Raw genomic sequence first — 21,340 nt, 5'->3', positions numbered from 1 at the left:
AGTATACTAGAAATTTTATGTTGTGAGGAACTTTTATGAAGCGTAAATTGTATTGGCAACCGGAAGCTGCTACAGCGATCATTTATTGGTCGTTCACTATGATGATATTATTTATCAGTTTGATTCTTTCGTTAGAAAATACCAGACCTTATTGGAAAAGCAACCTCGTTTTAGCCGTCTTCTTCTTTTTTGTATGGCTGGGGCTCCACCGGAGTCTGCTCATTAGAAATGATGTGTTACTGATTCGCTACGCACGTATATGGAAGAAAAGGATCGTCTCTCTGTCTGAGATAGAAAAATGGCAAATTGAAAACCGTTTAATAAGCATTACCGATCATCAAAGAACGTATACCTTCACGTTACGTAAAAAAGATGTGGTATGGTTAGAAACTTTTTTTCAAGAAAAAATCCCTGAAAAAAGGGTGCAGGTCGAAACCCACGACTAATTCATAGGAATCTAGAAAACAGCGATCACTCCTTTTGGCGGTACAGCCTTAGGAGAGACGCTGTTTTTGTTTACATAAAGGATCCGTGAAACTTCTTGTAAAAGTGTGAAAAATCTCTCTTTCTTTCTGAATAAAATCAAGTATAATAAGACCATAGCAAACAAAACCTTTTTTAAAGTGCTAAATAGTTCGTGAATTGAGGGTAAAAATGAAATCAGATATCGAAATTGCACAAGAATCAAAGCCTAAACCGATTATTGAAATTGCTGAACCACTTGGTTTAACAGGGGATGACCTGGAACTTTATGGCAAATATAAAGCAAAAATCGAATGGTCGGCAATCAACGAAAAAGCAAACAATCCACTGGGTAAGCTGATTTTAGTCACAGCGATCAGTCCGACACCAGCAGGAGAAGGCAAGTCAACCGTGACCATTGGACTTGCAGATGCGTTAAATCAAATCGGCAAGCAAACCGTCATCGCCTTACGTGAGCCATCTTTAGGACCAGTAATGGGCATCAAAGGCGGCGCCACTGGCGGTGGCAAAGCACAAGTACTACCGATGGAAGACATCAACTTACATTTCACAGGTGATATGCATGCGATCACGGCTGCTAATAACGCCTTGTCTGCGTTGATCGACAATCATATCCAACAAGGCAACGAATTAGGGATCGACGGACGTCGGGTTACATGGAAACGCGTTGTCGATTTGAATGATCGTGCGTTACGCCAAGTGATCGTTGGCTTAGGCGGTCCATTACAAGGTGTTCCTCGTGAAGATGGTTTTGATATTACTGTCGCAAGTGAAATCATGGCGATTTTGTGTTTGGCAACGAGCATTGATAACTTAAAAGAACGATTAGGAAAGATCTTAATTGGCTATTCTTATGAAAAACAACCGATTTACGCAAAAGATTTGGCGGTTCAAGGAGCCTTAGCTTTACTACTGAAGGACGCTCTGAAACCGAATCTGGTCCAAACAATCGAAGGAACTCCTGCGCTGATCCATGGCGGGCCTTTTGCGAATATCGCCCATGGGTGTAATAGTGTGATCGCAACCGAGACAGCTTTGCACTTAGGCGAATACACGGTGACCGAAGCTGGTTTTGGTGCCGATTTAGGTGCAGAGAAATTTTTAGATATCAAAACACCAAATCTATCAAAAGCACCGGATGCGATCGTGGTTGTGGCAACGATCAGAGCATTGAAGATGCATGGCGGTGTCGCTGTCGCTGATCTAGGGACTGAGAATACAGAAGCATTAGAGCGGGGCTTCAGTAATTTAAAACGGCATGTTGAAAATATGCGCAAATATCAGATTCCAGTGGTAGTCGCCCTCAATGAATTTTCACAAGACACCGAAGCGGAGCGTGAATTAGTTGAAGCCTTGTGCCAGCGAATCGATGTCACCGTCGCTCGGACAGCTGTTTGGGCAGATGGTGGAGCGGGTGGAACGGATCTTGCAAAAGCGGTAGTCCAAGTGATCGAGGAAAAACCGGCTAACTACCAACGCTTGTATACGGACGATTTGCCTTTAGCGGATAAGGCTTCTTTGATCGTGCGGGAAATCTATGGCGGGGCTGAGGTTGAGTTTGCACCAAAAGCCAAGGCGCAGTTGCAAAGCTTTAAAGAGCAGGGCTGGGATCATTTGCCGATCTGTATGGCAAAAACCCAGTATTCCTTTAGTGATGATCCAAAGCAACTGGGTGCACCAGAAGGCTTTTCTGTGACCATTCGTGAGTTCGTACCCAAGCTAGGTGCTGGTTTTATCGTAGCCTTGACTGGTGCCGTGATGACGATGCCGGGATTACCGAAGAAACCTGCCGCCATCAATATGGACGTGACTTCTGATGGCCAAGCGATTGGTCTTTTCTAAAAGAGCGGTCACAAACAAAGAAGGCATTCGCGGCATTTGAAACGAAAGAACGTAAAGAGATGATTTGATAGGACGGATGCACGCTGCATTCGTCTTTTTCTTGTTCATTTGACGTGATGGAAGATAAAAGTAGGGATTCTTGTTATAATAATCAAGGAAGCAAGCAAAAGTCTATTTTCTTTCTTTTAATAATCAAGTATACTTAACCAATTGAGGTGATCTTTGTCAATGGAGCTACAACTAACTAGGAGGACTGGTTTTTATGGAATGGGCAGTCCCTTAGAGATCATGCAAGGGAAAAAAAGAATCGCTGCCATCAATCATCAGCAAACGATTTTTTTGGCGCTGGCTGAGCAGACGCCGATTCGTGTGCGCATGTTTTTTTTAGAAAGTCAGCCTTTTCAGCTACCACAAGGCCAATCAGCGCTCAAGCTGGAGGTCGTGATGAATCCTGCGCTTAAAAGAATATATATCGGCTTTTATTTAAGCCTTTTTCTCATGATAGGGGGTTTGGGCTTATTATCCATCTCCCTCTACTCGTTGCTTTTTGTTGGTGTGTATTTGGTGGCTTATTTTGTCTTTGTTTTGATTTATTTAAAAAAAGCATATCTTATCAAGGAGGTTCGCCATGGCTAGTGGGGCAGATCAATTTTTGAGCAGTTTTAATCGAATCGAAAAGCGTCTTCGTGACGAATTGGATAATCCGCGGAATATGGGGTTTTCTGAAATGGTTCGTCGCTTATCAAAAAGTAAAAATATCAATGTTAGAAGAGCAGAAGATGATCTATTACAGATGGCTCAGCTGCGCAATGCCATCGTTCATGAAAAAATTGGTGAGAACTTTGTCATTGCAGAGCCAAATGAATGGGTCGTCAATCGCATTCAAGAAATTGAACGCTCCTTACTGGCACCTGAAAAAGTCATGCCGCGTTTTGCGAAACGAGTGACTGGTTTTGAAAAGCACCTGCCATTACCAGAGTTATTGAAAATCGTTGCCCAAAAGCGCTACTCACAATTTCCAATCTATGATAATGGTCGATTTTTGGGCTTGATCACTTTGCGAATGCTGGGGTACTGGTTAGCGAAAGAAAGCCTCCATGGTGAAATCAAGTTAGCAGGCAGAACGGCCGATGAATTATTAGCAGGAGATGGGAAACGGTCGAATTTTTGTTTCGTGTCGGCTGAAATGACCATCGTAGAAGTGGAAGAATTGTTTCAAAAAAATGCCCTGCTTGAGGCGGTATTGATCACCAAAGATAAAAATCCGAATGGAAATCTCTTGGGCATCATCCGTCCACGAGATATTTTTAAAGAAGAAAGAGTGGAAAATTTATGATCGCGTTGTTTTTTTTGTTAAGTGCTGTTGTCATTGGCTTGGATCAATGGCTAAAAATTTGGATCGTTGCCAATTATCAACTAGGTGAAACACATTCTCTGATCGACAATGTGTTGTCACTGACCTATCTTCAGAATACGGGTGCAGCTTGGAGTATTCTTGAAGGAAAAATCACCTTTTTTGCGATCATCACCGTTATCGCGGTTGTCGTCGTTGTTTATCTATTGTTTCGCTACCAAAACAGCAGCCTATGGTTTCGTTTCGGATTGGCGTTTGTTCTAGGTGGCGCTATCGGGAACTTCATCGATCGCTTGCAGCATGGCTTTGTAGTGGACATGTTCCAGCTTGATTTTATCAATTTCCCAATTTTCAATATCGCTGATATGTCATTAGTGTTTGGGGTAATCTTGATTTTTATTTATGCACTAGTAGATGATGTAGCAAAAGGGAAACAAGGAGAATCAAATGGAAAAGCAAATTGAAGTAATCATTAAAGAAGAAAAAGGGCGGGTCGACAAAGTGTTGGCCGAACGCTTGCCTGACCATAGCCGTTCACAAGTCCAACAATGGCTGAAAGAAGATGCCGTTACTTTGGCAGGTGAGACGGTCCGGGCTAATTATAAAGTAAAAGCAGGCGATCACTTGGTCATCCAAGTGCCAGAGCCGGAAGTAGTAGATTTAGAGCCAGAAAATATTCCTTTAACGATCGTCTATCAAGATGCTGATGTGGCAGTCATCAACAAGCCGCAAGGGATGGTGGTTCATCCATCCGCTGGTCATCCGAGTGGCACCTTAGTCAACGCATTGTTGTACCATATGGAGGATCTATCGACGATCAACGATGTTGTTCGGCCGGGTATCGTTCATCGAATCGACAAAGATACGTCGGGTCTGTTAATGATTGCCAAAAATGATCAGGCGCATGAGTCGTTAGCGAAACAATTGAAAGACAAAACCTCGTTACGCAAGTATGTGGCTTTGGTCCATGGCAATATCAGCCACGAAAAAGGCACCATCAATGCACCGATCGGCCGCTCGAAAGTCAATCGTAAAATGCAGGCGGTGATTGAGAACGGCAAACCCGCAGTGACTCATTTCACCGTGTTGGAACGCTTTGATCAATTTACCTTGGTGGAATTGCAATTGGAAACTGGAAGAACCCACCAAATTAGAGTGCATATGCAATATATCGGGTTTCCGTTAGCCGGTGACCCAATCTACGGACCAAAGCGTACCTTAAAAGGCAACGGCCAGTTTTTACATGCCAAGCTTTTAGGCTTCACACATCCCACAACGGGTGAGTCAATGGTCTTTGAAGCCCCATTACCAGAACTATTTGAGGACACCCTAAAAAAATTACGAAAAAATGATTGATTTTTTTGTGGTGGAACTGTATAGTAAATGTAACAACTAAATAGCTCCTTTAAATGTAGTCCCGTGAGGCTAAGAAGGAATGAGTAAGCAGACGACTCCCGCGTTGGAGATTCGAACCCTTACTGGATGATAACGTGTACCCAAAATCCACAGAATGGGATTTTAGGCAACGATCGGAAAACATGACTCCTACCTCAAGCAGGTAGGAGTTTTTTTATGTTCAAAATTAGGAGGGAACAACATATGGCAGCGAAAGAAGTAGTAGATGCAGTAACAATGAAACGAGCGTTAACACGGATCACCTACGAAATTATTGAAAGAAATCGCGGCATTGATAATTTGGTGTTAGTAGGAATCAAGACAAGAGGCATCTATATCGCCCAACGGATTGCGGAACGTTTAAAACAATTGGAAGGCGTAGAAGTACCTGTTGGTGAATTGGACATCACCTTGTACCGAGATGATAAAAAGAGCGAAGATGATCCAGAGATCCATTCATCAGACATTCCGACGGCTATTGACGGCAAAGAAGTGATCTTGATCGATGATGTCTTGTTTACCGGACGGACGATTCGAGCAGCTTTGGATGCCATCATGGATATTGGTCGACCAAAGAGAATCTCACTAGCCGTTCTAGTTGATCGCGGCCATCGGGAACTGCCGATTCGGGCAGATTTTGTTGGGAAGAATATTCCAACTGCTTTAAGTGAAGAAATTATCGTTGAGATGGAAGAATCAGACGGTTCTGACCGGATCATGATCAAAAAAGAAAACGACTAGGAAGAAGAGTGACAGCAACATGCAGAAGCAAGAATTTCGTAATCCAGACGCAGTTTTAGACATCAAAGATCGGCCCAAAGCATTGCCTTGGTTAGGCCTTAGTTTACAACATCTTTTCACGATGTTCGGTGCGACAGTTTTAGTACCGATCTTGGTAGGGATCAACCCCAGTATCGCTTTGGTAAGTTCCGGTATTGGGACATTGGTTTACTTGGTCACAACGAAAGGGAAAATCCCAGCGTATCTAGGCAGCAGCTTTGCGTTTATCGCGGCGATGCAAATGCTGATGGAATCAGACGGCTACCCAGCCATCGCCCAAGGCGCCATCACGACTGGGTTGGTCTACGTGATCGTTTCGCTGATCATCAAACGTGCTGGCGCTGCTTGGTTGGATAAGATCTTACCACCGATCATTGTCGGTCCTGTGATTATGGTGATTGGTCTAGGATTAGCCGCCAACGCCGCCCAAAATGCGATGTACAATGACTCAGTTTACGATTTCAAGTACATTCTAGTAGCTTTGGCTACCTTGGGATTAACGATTTTCTTCAACATGTTTTTGCGAGGGTTCTTAGGGCTGATCCCGATCCTGCTAGGGATCGTTGGCGGATACTTGATCGCCTTAGCGGCAGGGATCGTCGACGTACAACCAATCATTGACGCCAACTGGTTTGGGCTGCCAAGTTTCGAAATTCCTTTCATTAATTATGAACCCAAACTGTATCTAAATGCGATCACTACGATGGCACCGATCGCTTTCGTCACCATGACAGAACATATCGGACATCTGATGGTCTTAAACAAACTAACGAAGCGGAACTTCTTTGAAGAGCCGGGCTTGAACCGAACACTCTTAGGCGACGGTTTTGCTCAAATCGCAGCCGGTCTCGTTGGGGGACCGCCAGTGACAAGTTACGGAGAAAACATCGGGGTTTTAGCAATTACACGGGTCCATAGCGTGTTCGTCATCGGTGGTGCGGCAGTTTTAGCCATCGTACTAGGCTTCGTTGGAAAACTAAGCGCATTGATCTTAAGTATTCCTGGCCCAGTCATCTCAGGGATCAGCTTCCTGCTCTTTGGCGTCATCGCTGCCAGCGGGTTGAAAATTTTGATCGACAACAAAATCGATTTTGATCGTAAGAAGAATTTGATCATTGCGTCAGTGATCCTTGTGGTAGGAATCGGCGGTCTTGTGTTCACGGTCGGTACCTTCACCTTATCCGCAATGGCGTTAGCAACTGTCCTAGGAATCTTCTTGAATCTTATTTTACCTGACAGCTCTCGCAGCGAAGAAAAATAACTTGTGCCAACTCATCGTTTAAACAGAAACAAAGGAGGAATTCATTCATGATTATTCAATCCGAAAGAATCAGCTTAAAGCATCTTTTGACGGTCGAAGCATTGACGGACCGTGAAGTGATGGGACTCATCCGCAGAGGACAAGAATTCAAAAGAGGGGCGAAATGGATGCCCCAAAAGGAACAGTATTTCGCAACAAATCTCTTTTTTGAAAACAGTACTAGAACCCACAAAAGCTTTGATGTTGCTGAGAAAAAACTAGGGATCGAAGTCATTGAATTTGAAGCCTCCACCAGTTCTGTTCAAAAAGGCGAGACCCTGTATGACACAGTCTTGACGATGTCAGCTCTGGGCGTAGATGTGGCAGTCATTCGCCACGGCGATGAAAACTACTACGACGATTTGATCCAAAGCAAAACGATCCAGTGCAGTATCATCAATGGCGGGGACGGCAGCGGCCAACACCCAACACAATGTTTGTTGGATCTAATGACGATCTATGAAGAGTTCGGGCACTTTGACGACTTGAAAGTCGCCATCGTAGGTGACATCACCCACTCACGGGTCGCAAAATCAAACATGCAAATGCTCAAGCGACTTGGCGCAAAAGTTTTCTTTTCAGGACCGAAAGAATGGTACGACGAAGAGTTTGAAGTGTACGGTCATTGGCTGCCATTAGATGAATTAGTGGAAGAAGTTGATGTCATGATGATGCTTCGTGTCCAGCACGAGCGCCATGATGGAACGGAAAGTTTCTCCAAAGAAGAATACTTAAAAAATCACGGGTTGACCGTCGAACGGGCAGCCAGAATGAAGGAACATGCGATCATAATGCACCCAGCGCCGGTCAATCGCGATGTGGAGTTGGCTGATGCCTTAGTTGAAAGCTTACGCTCGCGAATCATTACACAGATGTCGAATGGCGTCTACGTTCGAATGGCGATTCTTGAAGCAGTATTAAATGGTAAAGCCTAACAGTCAAAAGGAATAAGAGGAGGAAGTTTACATGAAAACACTCATTAAAAACGGTAAAATCATCAAAAAAGACAATCACTGTGTTCCTGCAGCAATTTGGATCGAAGACGGAATCATTCGCGGGATCGGTACAGCATTTCCCGAAACAGATTTTGACGAAGTCATCGACGCCAAAGAGCAATTGATCACACCAGGTTTAGTGGATGTTCATGTACACTTCAGAGAACCGGGCTTTGAATACAAAGAAACAATCGAAACGGGCAGCATGGCAGCAGCTCGTGGCGGGTTCACGACAGTTTGCGCAATGCCAAACCTTGACCCAGTTCCTGATACACCAGAAAAATTAGCAGCTGTTTACGAAAAAATCAACGCAGATGCGTCAATCAATGTCTTACAATACGCGCCGATTACAGAAAACTTGCGCAGTGAAACATTGACGGATGCAGCTGGAATGAAAGCTGCTGGTGCTTTCGCCTTGACGAACGATGGCGTGGGTGTTCAGACTGCTGGCACAATGTATTTGGCAATGAAGCAAGCAGCCGAAAATGACTTGGCTTTGGTTGCCCATACAGAAGATGATTCTTTACTCTTTGGCGGCGTGATGCATGCTGGTAAAAAAGCGGAAGAACTTGGATTGCCAGGGATCTTGAGTGTAACGGAAGCATCTCAAATCGCTCGGGATGTGCTTTTGGCGGAAGCAACAGGAGCCCATTACCATGTCTGCCATGTCTCTACGAAAGAAAGTGTTCGAGTGATCCGAGATGCCAAAAAAGCTGGCATTCATGTGACAGCCGAAGTTTCTCCCCACCATTTACTTCTGATCGATGAAGATATTCCTGCCGATGAAGGCTTTTGGAAAATGAACCCACCATTACGTGGGCAAGAAGACCGTGAAGCGTTGATCGAAGGTCTGCTGGATGGCACAATCGACTGTATCGCGACGGATCATGCACCGCATGGTTATGAAGAAAAAATGCAAAGCTTTTTAAAAGCTCCCTTTGGCATCGTCGGATCAGAATATGCCTTCCAATTGTTGTACACTCATTTTGTAAAAACAGGACGCTTTACCTTACAGCAATTAGTGGATTGGATGACCGTGAAACCAGCATCAATCTTTGGTCTAAGCACCGGAACGATGATGGTCGGAGACAAAGCCGATCTCGCAATTTTTGACTTAGAATCAGCTTATAACGTGGATCCTAAGCAATTCCTATCAAAAGGAGTCAATACGCCTTTCGGTGGATGGACGTTATATGGGGATACAAGTTATACATTTGTAAATGGAAAATTAGTATGGCAAAAAGGTGGGCAATAATATGAAACGTTGGCTTATTTTAGAAGATGGAACATACTTTGAAGGCGAAGGCTTTGGTGCCAGTATCAATGTTTTTGGTGAGATTGTTTTTACCACCAGCATGACGGGCTATCAAGAAGCCATTACGGATCAAAGCTTTAACGGACAAATCATTACGTTTACGTATCCGATGGTAGGAAATTACGGCGTCAACCGAGACGACTACGAATCAATTTCACCGACTTGTAAAGGGGTCGTTGTGAAAGAACACGCGCGTCTAGCGAGTAATTGGCGGAAGCAGCTGACGTTAGATGAATTTTTAAAACGCAAAAATATTCCAGGGATCGCAGGAATCGATACACGCGCGCTGACAAGAAAGATCCGTCAACACGGAACCATGAAAGCGAGCATCGTTGATGCGGGAGATGTCTTTGACCATGCCTTTGATCAATTAAAAGCAGCGGTTTTACCAACCAATCAAGTGGCACAAGTCTCCACCTCAAAACCTTATCCAAGCCCTGGAACGGGTCGCAATATCGTGGTCATCGACTTCGGCTTGAAGCATAGTATTTTACGAGAGCTGTCACGTCGCAACTGCAATCTAACGATTTTGCCATACAATACGACAGCGCAAGAAATTTTAGACCTCGCACCAGATGGCGTGATGCTGACGAATGGACCGGGCGATCCTAAAAGCTTGCCAGAAGCAATTAAAATGATACAAGGGATTCAAGGCAAGGTACCGATCTTCGGGATTTGTTTAGGCCATCAGCTCTTCTCATTAGCGAATGGGGCAGATACCTATAAAATGAAGTTCGGTCACCGCGGATTGAACCATCCAGTAAGAGAAATCGCCACTGGTCGGATCGATTTTACCTCACAAAACCATGGCTTTGCTGTGGATGAAGCATCCATCGATCCTGAAAAACTAATGGTGACCCACGTCGAAGTGAACGATGGCACGATCGAAGGGGTTCGTCATCGCCGCTACCCAGCATTCAGTGTCCAATACCACCCAGATGCGGCACCGGGCCCGCATGATGCAGTCCACTTATTTGACGAATTTTTAGAGATGATCGATGCATGGAAGGAGCAGAACTAATATGCCAAAACGTACAGATATCAAGAAAATCATGGTTATCGGTTCTGGACCGATTATTATAGGACAAGCGGCAGAGTTTGATTATGCCGGTACACAAGCTTGTTTAGCTTTACGAGAAGAAGGCTACGAAGTGGTGTTAGTCAATTCGAATCCCGCAACGATCATGACGGACAAAGAAATTGCTGACAAAGTCTACATTGAACCAATCACATTTGAATTTGTCTCACGGATTTTACGTAAAGAACAGCCTGATGCAATTTTACCGACATTAGGCGGACAAACGGGCTTGAATATGGCGATGGAATTAGCCAACTCAGGTATTTTGGATGAATTAGGAATTGAGTTGCTAGGAACCAAATTAGCAGCAATCGACCAAGCAGAAGACAGAGATCTATTCAAACAATTAATGGAAGAATTGGATCAACCGATCCCAGAATCCGAAATCGTGTCAACGGTGGATGCAGCAGTTGAATTTGCGAAAAAAATCGGCTTTCCAATCATTGTTCGTCCAGCATTTACGCTAGGGGGAACAGGCGGCGGCATGTGTAACAATGAAGAAGAGCTGCGCCAAATCGCTGAAAACGGCTTGAAGCTCTCGCCAGTGACCCAATGCTTGATTGAACGTAGTATTGCAGGGTTTAAAGAGATCGAATATGAAGTGATGCGAGATTCTGCTGATAATGCGATCGTCGTTTGTAATATGGAAAACTTCGATCCAGTCGGCATCCACACCGGCGATTCCATCGTCTTTGCGCCGAGCCAAACTTTGTCAGACCATGAATACCAAATGCTGCGAGATGCGTCATTAAAAATTATTCGCGCATTAAAAATCGAAGGTGGTTGTAACGTTCAATTGGCGCTTGATCCTCATAGCTTTAACTACTATGTGATTGAAGTAAACCCAAGGGTTTCTCGTTCGTCTGCACTAGCAAGTAAAGCAACAGGTTATCCAATTGCCAAATTGGCAGCAAAAATTGCCGTCGGTTTAACATTGGATGAAATGAAAAATCCAGTCACAGAAACCACCTATGCAGAATTTGAACCGGCACTAGACTATGTGGTCGCAAAAATTCCTCGCTGGCCGTTTGACAAGTTTGAAACGGGGGAACGACGTCTAGGAACACAAATGAAGGCGACCGGAGAAGTGATGGCGATTGGTCGTAATATTGAAGAGTCATTACTGAAAGCTGTTCGTTCATTGGAGATTGGCACACATCATATCGAAATGAAAGAACTAGAAGCTCTTTCTGACAATGATCTGATGGAAAAAGTCATCAAGGCACAAGATGATCGCCTATTCTACGTCATGGAAGCCATCCGAAGAGGGTATACCATCGAAGATCTGAATGAAATGACGAAAATCGATTTATTCTTCTTAGATAAAATGCTTCACATCTTTGAGATCGAACAAGCATTAGCAAACGAACCACAATCCCTTGATGTTTTGAAAAAAGCCAAGCAAAACGGCTTTACGGATAAAAAGATCGCTGAGCTGTGGGAAACCACAGAAGCTGAGATCCGCACGCTACGCCATGAACAAAAGATTTTGCCCGTCTACAAAATGGTGGATACATGTGCCGCAGAATTTGAATCAGCAACGCCTTATTTTTACAGCACCTATGAGTTTGAGAATGAAAGCAAACGTAGCGCAAAAGAATCTGTTCTTGTCTTAGGTTCTGGACCGATCCGAATTGGTCAAGGCGTGGAGTTCGATTATGCGACTGTACATTCGGTGAAAGCGATCCAAGCTGCTGGCTATGAAGCAATCATCATGAACAGCAATCCCGAAACGGTTTCGACTGACTTCTCTATTTCCGACAAGCTGTACTTTGAACCATTGACCTTAGAAGATGTCTTACACGTCATCGATTTGGAACAACCCATTGGGGTCATCGTCCAATTTGGCGGGCAAACGGCGATCAATTTAGCCGAACCTTTGGTGAAAGCCGGAGTCAAAATCCTAGGCACCAGCATTGAAGATCTTGATCGTGCCGAAAACCGTGATCTCTTTGAGCAAGCATTACAAACATTAGATATTCCACAACCACCAGGAGATACAGCGACAAACGAGCAAGAAGCGATCGCCATCGCTCAAAAAATCGGCTATCCTGTTTTAGTCCGCCCAAGTTATGTCTTAGGAGGGCGCGCGATGGAAATCGTGGAAAACCAAGCCGATTTAGAAGATTACATGCGTCATGCAGTGAAAGCATCACCAGAACATCCTGTCTTGGTCGATCGTTACTTGGTCGGTAAAGAATGTGAAGTCGATGCTATCTGTGACGGCAAAACTGTTTTGATTCCTGGAATCATGGAACATATCGAGCGTGCAGGGGTCCATTCAGGAGATTCAATGGCGGTCTATCCACCTCAAAATCTTTCGGATGAACTGATTGCTACGATCGAAGAATATACCAAACGCTTGGCATTAGGTTTAAATTGTATCGGTATGATGAATATCCAATTTGTCATCCATGAAAACAAAGTGTATGTCATTGAAGTAAATCCTCGTGCTAGCCGAACCGTACCATTTTTAAGCAAGGTAACAGAGATCCCAATGGCCCAAATTGCCACGAAGGCGATTCTCGGGGAAGAGATCACAGCGTTAGGTTATCAAGACGGACTTGCGCCAACACCAAATGAAGTACACATCAAAGCACCGGTCTTCTCCTTTACAAAACTTTTAAAAGTCGATACTTACTTAGGCCCTGAAATGAAATCAACAGGTGAAGTAATGGGATCAGACAAAGACTTGGCAAAAGCACTTTATAAAGCTTTTGAGGCATCAGGCCTGCATATTCCTGAATTTGGAAAAGCACTTTTCACCGTTGCAGACGAAAGCAAAGAAGAGGCAGCAGCGCTGGCGGCGCGTTTCGTAGAGGTCGGCTTCACCTTATTGGCTACCAATGGAACCGCTGATTACTTTGAAGAAAAAGGCCTGCAAGTGACACGAGTTGCTAAAATCTCTGATCAACAAGCAGAAGAAATGGTTGTTGATTTGATCCGTAAAGGAACGACCCAAGTAGTAGTCAATACCATGGATAAAGATCGCCAAAATGCAACGGAAGACGGATTTATCATTCGTCGAGAAGCAGTGGAACATGGTGTACCGACCTTTACTTCTCTTGATACAGCGGATGCAATTCTAAAAGTGATGGAATCCCGCAGTTTTTCAACAAAAGCAATTTAACGCAGATAAAGGAGTTTTTTGATGAAGCAAGAAATCATGACCATCAGCAAACAGCGTCAACTGGCACCGCGGATTTTTGAAATGACATTGACGGGTGAGTTAGTCAATGAGATGAGGACCCCTGGGCAGTTTCTGCACCTACGGGTTCCTCAAAATGCCTTTCTTCTTCGCCGACCGATCAGTATCAATCATATCGATACTGAGAAAAAAGAATGCCGTATCATTTATCGGGTCGAAGGAGAGGGGACACGAATTTTTTCAGAAATGACCGTTGGTGATCCAATCGATGTGATGGGGCCGTTAGGAAATGGGTTTCGCTATCATCATTTAAAACAAGGGGACACTGCATTTATCGTAGGTGGCGGTATCGGTGTACCGCCACTCTATGAATTATCGAAACGTCTGACTCAACAAGGCGTCCACGTCATTCACTTTTTGGGTTTTGCCAGCAAAGACGTCATGTATTATGAAGAGGAATTTCGCGCACTAGGAGACACGAGGATTGCTACCGATGATGGCAGCGCTGGTTTACAAGGTAATGTTGGCAACCTGTTATTAGCTGCAGAGCAAACACCTGCGGCGGTCTTTGCCTGCGGGAATAACGGTCTTTTAAAAACCACCGCCCAGCTTTTCGAAGACCTCCCAGATGTTCAATTATCCATGGAAGCACGAATGGCTTGTGGGATGGGTGCCTGTTATGCCTGTGTTTGCCATACGAAAGATGATGAAAAAGGCACAAAAAGTGTCAAAGTTTGTGACGAAGGGCCTGTATTTCAGGCGAGAAAGGTGGTCATTTAATGTCGATCAACGTCGAGCTACCCGGATTGAGTCTGAAAAATCCGATCATGCCTGCCAGCGGCTGTTTTGGGTTTGGTGCAGAATATGATAAATATTATGACATCAGTCAATTAGGTGCGGTGATGATCAAAGCGACCACACCTGAACCACGTTTCGGCAATCCAACCCCAAGGGTAGCAGAAACGCCTAGCGGTATGTTAAATGCCATCGGGTTGCAAAATCCTGGGTTAGAAACGGTCATGAATCAAATATTGCCGGACTTAGCTCAAAAACACCCCGATTTGCCAATCATCGCGAATGTTGCCGGTTCGACTGTCGAAGATTATGTTCTTGTGTGTCAGGAAATCAGTCGAGCAGAAAATGTCAAAGCGATCGAACTGAATATTTCTTGCCCTAATGTCAAGCATGGCGGTATCACGTTCGGCACCGATCCTGCGGTTGCTGGTGCATTGACTGAAGCGGTCAAAAAAGTCTCGCAAGTGCCGATTTATGTCAAACTATCGCCGAATGTGACGGATATCGTCCCAATTGCGCAAGCGATCGAAGCAGGCGGCGCCGACGGGTTTACGATGATCAATACACTTTTAGGCATGCGGATCGATCTAAAAACACGGAAACCAATTTTAGCCAACCAAACCGGAGGCTTATCTGGACCAGCTATCAAACCAGTGGCGATCCGTCTAATCAAACAAGTGGCGCAAGTTTCTCAATTACCAATTATTGGCATGGGGGGCGTGATGTCAGTGGATGATGTACTTGAAATGTATCTGGCAGGTGCTAGTGCTGTTGCAGTCGGAACCGCAAACTTTACCGATCCTTACATTTGCCCGAAATTGATTGAAGAATTGCCTATCCGAATGGCAGAATTAGGGATCCCTTCTTTGGAACAGCTGATAAAAGAAGTGAGAGAGGAGCATATGTGATGAGTGAACGGCCAATTATTGCCCTAGATTTCCCCAACAAACAGGCTATTGAAACATTTTTAGCGCAATTTCCTGCGGAAGAAAAATTATTTGTAAAAGTGGGAATGGAGATTTTCTACCAAGAAGGGCCAGCAATCGTTACTTGGTTAAAAAACAGTGGCCATGATATCTTTTTAGATTTAAAACTACATGATATTCCCAATACAGTAGGACGAGCAATGGAACGCTTAGCTTCGTTAGGAGTTGCTTTGACGAATGTTCATGCAGCCGGCGGGATCGAAATGATGACTGCTGCTAAAAACGGCCTACAAAAAGGAACCCCGACAGGACAAAAAGTCCCTGACTTGATTGCAGTCACCCAATTGACCTCCACTAGCGAGGCACAAATGCATCATGATCAGCAGATCATGACGTCACTGCAAGAAAGTGTCATCCATTACGCCACTTGTGCCCAAAAAGCTGGATTAGACGGTGTTGTTTGTTCCGCTCACGAGGCAAACCAGATCAAGCAAAGGACAACCGATGCCTTCATACGCTTGACGCCTGGTATCCGACCAGCTGGCAGTGAAGTTGGCGATCAAAAACGGATCATGACACCTGCACAAGCTCGTAAAGCAGGGGCTACCATGATCGTTGTAGGACGTCCGATCACCCAGTCTAAGACACCCTATGAAAGTTATTTGCAAATTAAACAAGAATGGAAGGAAGCTAGCCAATGAAGGAACAATCCAATCAAATCGCCAAAGATCTTTTAGACATCGAGGCGATTTTCTTACGACCCAATGAACCATTTACGTGGGCCAGCGGTATCAAAAGCCCTATTTATTGCGACAATCGAATCACCATGAGTTATCCAACTGTGCGTCGTGCCATTGCGAAAGGCTTAGCTGCAGTCATCAAAACCACTTATCCAGAAGTAGAAGTGATTGCAGGGACCGCAACAGCCGGGATTCCTCATGCTGCATGGGTCGCTGAATTGTTAGATTTACCAATGGTTTATATTCGCAGCAAAGCAAAGGAACACGGCAAAGGCAATCAAATTGAAGGACGTATTCAGCCAAATCAAAAAATGGTCGTCATTGAAGATTTATTGTCAACAGGTGGCAGTGTCTTAGAAGCTTGTGAAGCAGCCAAAAGAGAAGGAGCCGACGTATTAGGCGTTGCTGCGATCTTTACTTACGAACTGCCACAAGTTCAAGAGAATTTTGAGCAAGCAGATCTACCATACGTGACTTTGACAAACTATACGGCTCTGATCGAGTCGGCTTTAGAAACGGGTGCTATTCAAGAGTCTGATGTTGCCCTGTTACAAGAGTGGCGAAAAGATCCTGCTGCTTGGTTGAGTGAATAAGGAATTGAAAAAGAAACGGATATGTGAGGGAATGACCAAGCATATTCGTTTTATTTTTACCTATTTTCTGATAGCATTGGGAGAAAGTTTTTTGATAGGAAGGGCTGTTCCTTGCTGTCAACTTGAATTAGGAGGCTGTTTTTTTTGAAAAGAAATATGGACGTTCCCTGGAGTTATTCCGGAGACAATGGACCTGAACATTGGCACACTTTGTGCGACTGGTATGCACAAGGTGCCGAATTTCCGTACCAATCCCCAATCGCTTTAGTCCACGATGAGACCGAAGAACCCATCGATCAGGACTTGGCTTTTCACTATAAACGAGAGCGGTTCACGGAAAAAGAATTCAAAAATACGATTCACTTCGTTCCTTATAATAAAGAAAGCTATGTCACGTTTAAAGGGATCAACTACTATTTGACGGATATTCATTTTCACATGCCGTCTGAACACATTATCGATGACGAGCAGCAAGAATTAGAGTTTCATCTCGTTCATATGAATGAGGACGGAGAAAACTTGGTCGTGGGTATCTTATTCAAATTGACAGATAAACTCAACTGGATCTGCAATCAGCAAGACGACAGCATCTGGGATTTTGAGAACCATACCCAATGGTTTGATCCGAGCATGTTCTTGCCAGAGCGCACTCATCATTTTCATTATGTGGGTTCCCTGACGACCCCGCCAACGAAAGGTCCAATCAACTGGTTTGTCTTTGACTGGATTGGTGAGATGAGTCGTCGCTTCATTTTAGAATTCCGCGAAGAAGTATTAGAAAATAATAATCGTCCATTACAAGACCGCAAAGATCGGCCTATTTATTTCTATTGATTTATAAAAATAGTTCCTTTTACGTAGTTTTTCTCACTGACTGCATTTGATGGTCATTATAGAAACCACTTCGTAAAGATAATCCATAAAAAAGATGTTAAAATTTTAGAATGTCATTGACTGGAAAAAGACGAAAACTCTTCGTCTTTTTTTATTTTTATATCCTAGGACCATGAAGGCTATGCTAAAATATTAAATAAGCTGATTCGCGGCAGATAATCTATTGTGAAAATAAATACAAATATAGTTTTTTGCGGAAAAAGAGCAGACACGGTAAAGCTTTTTTGGCTGAATATTTTATAGTGAAAGAAAGGAAATCCATATGCATGCATGGGAAGCAATCCAAAAATCAATCGATTATATTGAAGACAATCTTGCCGAGCCATTAGAGATCGAAGCGTTAGCACAAGTCGCATCCCTTTCTGTATTTTATTATCAACGCTTATTCACCCGTTTAGTTAAAATTTCTGTTAGGGAATATATAAAACTACGTCGTCTGGCCAGAGCCGCTCATTTATTAAAAGACAGAAAAAGTCGAGTCATTGAGGTCGCTTTTGAGGTTGGTTTTAGCAGCCATGCAGTATTTTCAAGAACCTTTAAAACCGTTTATGGACTTTCGCCTTCTCTTTACCAAAAAGCGCCGATCGGCTTACAAAATTTTGATAAGCCGGATCTATCTTTAGGGTATATTGTCACAGAAGAAGGTCACCCATTGATCAGTGAAGGGGTCGTTTTGGAGATTCAGAAAAAAAGAAACAAGCAACCAATGGTTTTTTATGGCGTTATTGGTTATTATCCATTTAAATATGGAAAAATGCTGGGTCAACGAACAGGAATCGACCCTATTGATGAAATTTGGCATGATTTTTATCAAAAGATTGCAAATCAGCCTCGCACCGATCATTGCCTGATTGGTGTTTCATTTCCGGGAAATGCGCCAGAAGGCTACTCAAGTTACTTTGTTGGCCAATTAAGTGACGGTACGCAATTATCGACCCTCATTGAATGGACGCTACCAGCACGTGATTACATTGTTTGCAGCTTTGATACGATCTCAGAGCAACTGATCATCAATATGGGAAAGGCGATGCGTTATACCCGTTTTTGGCTCAAGAAAAATGGTTGGATTGCTGAGGATTTTTTTCCAGAGCTATATCGAAAAGGGGACAATCGTGTTACACATGTCGAATTATGGATTCCTTTTAAAAAAAGAAGAGAGATGCAAGGAGGAACAGAATAATGACTCACCAGTATGAAGAAGGAATAAAGCTGCTTGAAGAAAAATTTGGGCATTTCAAAGACAATGTGATTGCCCTTGCGACGACAGCTTGTGACAAAACTGCAGAGGGACACATACAACCAGTCGTTCGAGAAGTTGATGCTTTTTATGAAGAGGGCATTTTTTACGTGTCGACGCACGAACAATCCAATAAAATCAAGCAAATCAAAAAGAACCCAGCAGTTTCTATTGCTGTCAGTGGTGAATGGTTTACCGCGATCGGTCAAGGGGAGAATTTAGGTTGGGTGCTAGACCCTAAAAATGCAGAATTAAGAAGCAAAATTCGCAAAGCCTTTGTTTGGTACGACGAAGTCAACAACGAGAATGATAAGGGCTGTTGCTTTCTGGCGATCCGTTTGACTAAAGGAACCTTGAATATCAATCACTGGGAAAAGCTGTATCATTTTGATTTCGAGAAGAAAGTCACTATGGAGGATGGCGGGATTTATTAGCTAGCAGAAGCTATTTTCTGACGGTGATTTTCAATTGCCTTTCTAGCGAATCTCGAAGAGGAAGCAATGGTTAAATTCTGTGAAGGTTTGCCTTTGGTGTTTCAAGCTGAGTAAAATTACTGCTAAAAGAGTAGTAGATAGAATAAAAAACATAAAAACCGACCACAAGCGCGTGCAGTTTAGTGAAGCACCCCCAAAAAGTTAGACCAAAAAACTAACTTTTGGGGGCAATACACTTCTTAGCTGCACTTTTGTGGTCGGTTCTTGTATTGCTTACTCTAAGATTTTTTGATTCGAATAGACTTAGGAATAGCTAGGACTGCTTTAATCGCAAAATATCTTTGTCCGGTGTCACATATAAGGTTTTTTGATTCTCATAAATGACGAATCCAGGTTTGGCACCATTCGGTTTCCGAATATGTTTGACTTGCACATAGTCCACCGGTACTTGGGCAGATTGACGATATTTTGAGAAATATGCGGCAAGCTCTGCAGCTTCCATTAAGGTTGTCTCGCTAGGATCGTCCGAGCGAATGATGACATGCGAACCAGGAATGTTTTTAGTGTGTAGCCAGATATCACTCTTACGAGCTGTTTTTAAGGTCAGTTGGTCATTTTGTAAATTGTTTTTTCCGACGAGAATTTCTGTTCCGTCTGAAGAAACAAATCGTTCCGGTTGCGAAGGGGCGACTTTTTTACGCTGCTTCGTCCGATTTTTGACATAGCCTTGTGCGATCAGTTCTTCCCGGATAACCGCTAGATCCATTGGAGAGGCAATTTCTAATTGGGCTAACACGGATTCGAGGTACGCGATTTCTTCTTTCGTTTCGGCAATCTGCTGATGGATCAATTTAACTGCGTTTTTCAATTTCTGGTATCGCTGAAAATACTTCTGAGCATTTTGATTAGGAGAAAGAGCGGGATCTAATTTGATCGTCAAAAGCCGATTCTCCTCATAATAATTTTCCAAATCAACGGATGTAGCACCACGAGGCACTTGGCTCATAAAGGTCGTCAAGAGTTCACCCTTTTGGCGAAACTCCTCGGCGTTTTCTGAATCCCTCAAGGTTTGCTGGCGTTTCTTTAACTTCAGCTGGTTACGCTTCAGTTCATTTTCAACCTTTTTCAGTAGTTCGCCACCTTGTTGTTTGACCCGATCTCTTTCCGCCTTATCATGGTAAAATGCATCTAAAAGCTCGCTCAGAGTCTGATAATGGGTGACAGTGGTGGTCGCATCCATCAATGATGGATAGGGAATTGGTGTAAAATATTCCTTTTTCTCTGACTGGAGATAACTTGGTGTTAAATCTTCCGTAAGCTCTGAAAAGAAAGCTTCCCACTGACGCAGTTTTTCATTGGGATTGGCATTGATTCGAGCGATCAATTCTTCTGCTGTATCGCGGCCTAAGCCTTGGAATCGTTGTTGAAGTTCTTTTGCCGTCAATGGATCAAGAGTAGATAATTCTTCAAAAATCTTGGTGCGAGAGGCTGTGAAAGGATTAAGCGTTGATTGCTTTGGTGGTGCAACATAGACAGCACCTGGCAATAAGGTACGATACGTATTTTGGGAATGACCAATGTGTTTGATCGTATCGACGATTTTTCCACTCGTCTTATTCATTAATAAAATCGTACTGTGACGGCCCATTAGTTCGACGATCAAGACGAGGGCTTGCAAATCACCTAATTCATCTCGTCGCGTGAAATGAAAATGGATCACACGGTCATTGTCGATTTGTTCGATTGATTCTAAGATCGCCCCTTCTAAATATTTCCGTAGCATCATCAAGAAATTCGGTGGGGTTTCTGGATTGCTATAGGCGATCGTTGTGCATTGTACACGAGCATAGGTGGGGTGTGCGGATAGCAAAAGTTTGTGATTTTTCCCTTGGGAACGGATCACAAATACGACCTCATTTTCATAAGGTTGATGAATTTTGTTTACACGTCCACTGGTTAATTGATCTTGTAATTCTTTGACCATTAAATGGGTAAAGACACCATCAAAAGACATATTGTTTCCCTCTTTTC

20 protein-coding genes are annotated in these 21,340 nt (G+C 43.6%); 19 read left to right on the top strand and 1 reads right to left on the bottom strand.

Features of this window, described 5'->3' with window-relative positions:
• Positions 1-35: 35 nt before the first annotated feature.
• The 19 genes from A5870_RS08495 (at position 36) to A5870_RS08405 (ending at position 19,309) form a co-directional block, all read left to right on the top strand.
• Positions 36-446, top strand: a complete 411-nt coding sequence (locus tag A5870_RS08495) for an EbsA family protein (protein WP_077453400.1) — start codon at positions 36-38, stop codon at positions 444-446.
• A 208-nt stretch (positions 447-654) separates the two neighbouring features.
• Positions 655-2,325, top strand: coding sequence for a formate--tetrahydrofolate ligase (locus A5870_RS08490; RefSeq protein ID WP_086292404.1), 1,671 nt, complete (start codon positions 655-657; stop codon positions 2,323-2,325).
• A 228-nt stretch (positions 2,326-2,553) separates the two neighbouring features.
• Complete coding sequence (locus tag A5870_RS08485) at positions 2,554-2,961, top strand: hypothetical protein (protein ID WP_081118673.1); 408 nt, start codon at positions 2,554-2,556, stop codon at positions 2,959-2,961.
• The gene (locus A5870_RS08480) at positions 2,954-3,661 is read left to right on the top strand and encodes a CBS domain-containing protein (RefSeq protein ID WP_086292403.1); all 708 of its coding nucleotides are present in this window, start codon (positions 2,954-2,956) and stop codon (positions 3,659-3,661) included. The genes A5870_RS08485 and A5870_RS08480 overlap by 8 nt, the downstream gene beginning before the upstream one ends.
• Positions 3,658-4,143 (top strand): signal peptidase II, encoded by a 486-nt coding sequence (lspA, locus tag A5870_RS08475; RefSeq protein WP_077453396.1) that lies wholly within the window; start codon positions 3,658-3,660, stop codon positions 4,141-4,143. Before A5870_RS08480 ends, lspA begins: the two co-directional genes overlap by 4 nt.
• On the top strand, positions 4,127-5,035 hold the full coding sequence (locus A5870_RS08470) for an RluA family pseudouridine synthase (RefSeq protein ID WP_077453395.1): 909 nt from the start codon (positions 4,127-4,129) through the stop codon (positions 5,033-5,035). The genes lspA and A5870_RS08470 overlap by 17 nt, the downstream gene beginning before the upstream one ends.
• Before the next feature lie 243 nt (positions 5,036-5,278).
• A complete protein-coding gene (gene pyrR / locus A5870_RS08465) occupies positions 5,279-5,815 on the top strand; it encodes a bifunctional pyr operon transcriptional regulator/uracil phosphoribosyltransferase PyrR (protein ID WP_086292402.1) in 537 nt (178 codons plus the stop codon).
• 19 nt (positions 5,816-5,834) lie between these two features.
• Positions 5,835-7,115, top strand: a complete 1,281-nt coding sequence (locus A5870_RS08460) for a solute carrier family 23 protein (RefSeq protein WP_081118672.1) — start codon at positions 5,835-5,837, stop codon at positions 7,113-7,115.
• 47 nt (positions 7,116-7,162) lie between these two features.
• On the top strand, positions 7,163-8,089 hold the full coding sequence (locus A5870_RS08455) for an aspartate carbamoyltransferase catalytic subunit (RefSeq protein WP_081118671.1): 927 nt from the start codon (positions 7,163-7,165) through the stop codon (positions 8,087-8,089).
• A gap of 31 nt (positions 8,090-8,120) precedes the next feature.
• A complete protein-coding gene (locus A5870_RS08450; RefSeq protein ID WP_086292401.1) occupies positions 8,121-9,404 on the top strand; it encodes a dihydroorotase in 1,284 nt (427 codons plus the stop codon).
• Between the two features lies 1 nt (position 9,405).
• Positions 9,406-10,485 (top strand): carbamoyl phosphate synthase small subunit, encoded by a 1,080-nt coding sequence (locus A5870_RS08445; RefSeq protein WP_005235984.1) that lies wholly within the window; start codon positions 9,406-9,408, stop codon positions 10,483-10,485.
• A 1-nt stretch (position 10,486) separates the two neighbouring features.
• Positions 10,487-13,672, top strand: coding sequence for a carbamoyl-phosphate synthase large subunit (carB, locus tag A5870_RS08440; protein ID WP_086292400.1), 3,186 nt, complete (start codon positions 10,487-10,489; stop codon positions 13,670-13,672).
• A 21-nt stretch (positions 13,673-13,693) separates the two neighbouring features.
• Positions 13,694-14,470 carry a dihydroorotate dehydrogenase electron transfer subunit gene (locus A5870_RS08435; protein WP_081118668.1) on the top strand — a complete coding sequence of 259 codons (777 nt, stop codon included), beginning with the start codon at positions 13,694-13,696 and terminating at the stop codon, positions 14,468-14,470.
• On the top strand, positions 14,470-15,393 hold the full coding sequence (locus tag A5870_RS08430; protein ID WP_077453389.1) for a dihydroorotate dehydrogenase: 924 nt from the start codon (positions 14,470-14,472) through the stop codon (positions 15,391-15,393). The genes A5870_RS08435 and A5870_RS08430 overlap by 1 nt, the downstream gene beginning before the upstream one ends.
• Entirely contained in the window at positions 15,393-16,112 is a 720-nt protein-coding gene (pyrF, locus tag A5870_RS08425) for an orotidine-5'-phosphate decarboxylase (RefSeq protein WP_077453388.1), read from the top strand. Before A5870_RS08430 ends, pyrF begins: the two co-directional genes overlap by 1 nt.
• Entirely contained in the window at positions 16,109-16,744 is a 636-nt protein-coding gene (pyrE, locus tag A5870_RS08420; RefSeq protein WP_086292399.1) for an orotate phosphoribosyltransferase, read from the top strand. Before pyrF ends, pyrE begins: the two co-directional genes overlap by 4 nt.
• A 156-nt stretch (positions 16,745-16,900) precedes the next feature.
• Positions 16,901-17,578: a carbonic anhydrase family protein gene (locus tag A5870_RS08415; RefSeq protein WP_074535795.1), complete on the top strand. Its 678-nt coding sequence runs from the start codon at positions 16,901-16,903 to the stop codon at positions 17,576-17,578.
• A 322-nt stretch (positions 17,579-17,900) separates the two neighbouring features.
• The gene (locus tag A5870_RS08410) at positions 17,901-18,818 is read left to right on the top strand and encodes a helix-turn-helix domain-containing protein (RefSeq protein ID WP_086292398.1); all 918 of its coding nucleotides are present in this window, start codon (positions 17,901-17,903) and stop codon (positions 18,816-18,818) included.
• Entirely contained in the window at positions 18,818-19,309 is a 492-nt protein-coding gene (locus A5870_RS08405; RefSeq protein WP_081118664.1) for a pyridoxamine 5'-phosphate oxidase family protein, read from the top strand. The genes A5870_RS08410 and A5870_RS08405 overlap by 1 nt, the downstream gene beginning before the upstream one ends.
• Positions 19,310-19,622: 313 nt before the next feature.
• Here the strand turns inward: A5870_RS08405 and efbA are convergent, their stop codons facing one another.
• The gene (gene efbA / locus A5870_RS08400; RefSeq protein ID WP_086292397.1) at positions 19,623-21,323 is read right to left on the bottom strand and encodes a fibronectin-binding protein EfbA; all 1,701 of its coding nucleotides are present in this window, start codon (positions 21,321-21,323) and stop codon (positions 19,623-19,625) included.
• Positions 21,324-21,340: the final 17 nt, after the last annotated feature.

Source organism: Enterococcus sp. 2G9_DIV0600 (genome assembly GCF_002140615.1).
GTDB classification, from domain to species: Bacteria; Bacillota; Bacilli; order Lactobacillales; family Enterococcaceae; genus Enterococcus_D; species Enterococcus_D innesii.
The sequence above is the reverse complement of the archived record's forward strand: the minus strand, read 5'-3'. Positions and strand labels throughout refer to the sequence as shown.

Bases quoted from the DNA above. Each gene is read 5' to 3' on its own strand.
- A5870_RS08415 (WP_074535795.1), top strand. From the start codon at position 16,901: ATGGACGTTCCCTGGAGTTATTCCGGAGACAATGGACCTGAACATTGG.
- A5870_RS08495 (WP_077453400.1), top strand. From the start codon at position 36: ATGAAGCGTAAATTGTATTGGCAACCGGAAGCTGCTACAGCGATCATT.
- A5870_RS08430 (WP_077453389.1), top strand. From the start codon at position 14,470: ATGTCGATCAACGTCGAGCTACCCGGATTGAGTCTGAAAAATCCGATC.
- A5870_RS08405 (WP_081118664.1), top strand. From the start codon at position 18,818: ATGACTCACCAGTATGAAGAAGGAATAAAGCTGCTTGAAGAAAAATTT.
- A5870_RS08450 (WP_086292401.1), top strand. From the start codon at position 8,121: ATGAAAACACTCATTAAAAACGGTAAAATCATCAAAAAAGACAATCAC.
- A5870_RS08445 (WP_005235984.1), top strand. From the start codon at position 9,406: ATGAAACGTTGGCTTATTTTAGAAGATGGAACATACTTTGAAGGCGAA.
- A5870_RS08435 (WP_081118668.1), top strand. From the start codon at position 13,694: ATGAAGCAAGAAATCATGACCATCAGCAAACAGCGTCAACTGGCACCG.
- A5870_RS08455 (WP_081118671.1), top strand. From the start codon at position 7,163: ATGATTATTCAATCCGAAAGAATCAGCTTAAAGCATCTTTTGACGGTC.
- pyrE (WP_086292399.1), top strand. From the start codon at position 16,109: ATGAAGGAACAATCCAATCAAATCGCCAAAGATCTTTTAGACATCGAG.
- A5870_RS08485 (WP_081118673.1), top strand. From the start codon at position 2,554: ATGGAGCTACAACTAACTAGGAGGACTGGTTTTTATGGAATGGGCAGT.
- A5870_RS08470 (WP_077453395.1), top strand. From the start codon at position 4,127: ATGGAAAAGCAAATTGAAGTAATCATTAAAGAAGAAAAAGGGCGGGTC.
- A5870_RS08480 (WP_086292403.1), top strand. From the start codon at position 2,954: ATGGCTAGTGGGGCAGATCAATTTTTGAGCAGTTTTAATCGAATCGAA.
- pyrR (WP_086292402.1), top strand. From the start codon at position 5,279: ATGGCAGCGAAAGAAGTAGTAGATGCAGTAACAATGAAACGAGCGTTA.
- A5870_RS08490 (WP_086292404.1), top strand. From the start codon at position 655: ATGAAATCAGATATCGAAATTGCACAAGAATCAAAGCCTAAACCGATT.
- lspA (WP_077453396.1), top strand. From the start codon at position 3,658: ATGATCGCGTTGTTTTTTTTGTTAAGTGCTGTTGTCATTGGCTTGGAT.
- carB (WP_086292400.1), top strand. From the start codon at position 10,487: ATGCCAAAACGTACAGATATCAAGAAAATCATGGTTATCGGTTCTGGA.
- efbA (WP_086292397.1), bottom strand. From the start codon at position 21,323: ATGTCTTTTGATGGTGTCTTTACCCATTTAATGGTCAAAGAATTACAA.
- A5870_RS08410 (WP_086292398.1), top strand. From the start codon at position 17,901: ATGCATGCATGGGAAGCAATCCAAAAATCAATCGATTATATTGAAGAC.
- A5870_RS08460 (WP_081118672.1), top strand. From the start codon at position 5,835: ATGCAGAAGCAAGAATTTCGTAATCCAGACGCAGTTTTAGACATCAAA.
- pyrF (WP_077453388.1), top strand. From the start codon at position 15,393: ATGAGTGAACGGCCAATTATTGCCCTAGATTTCCCCAACAAACAGGCT.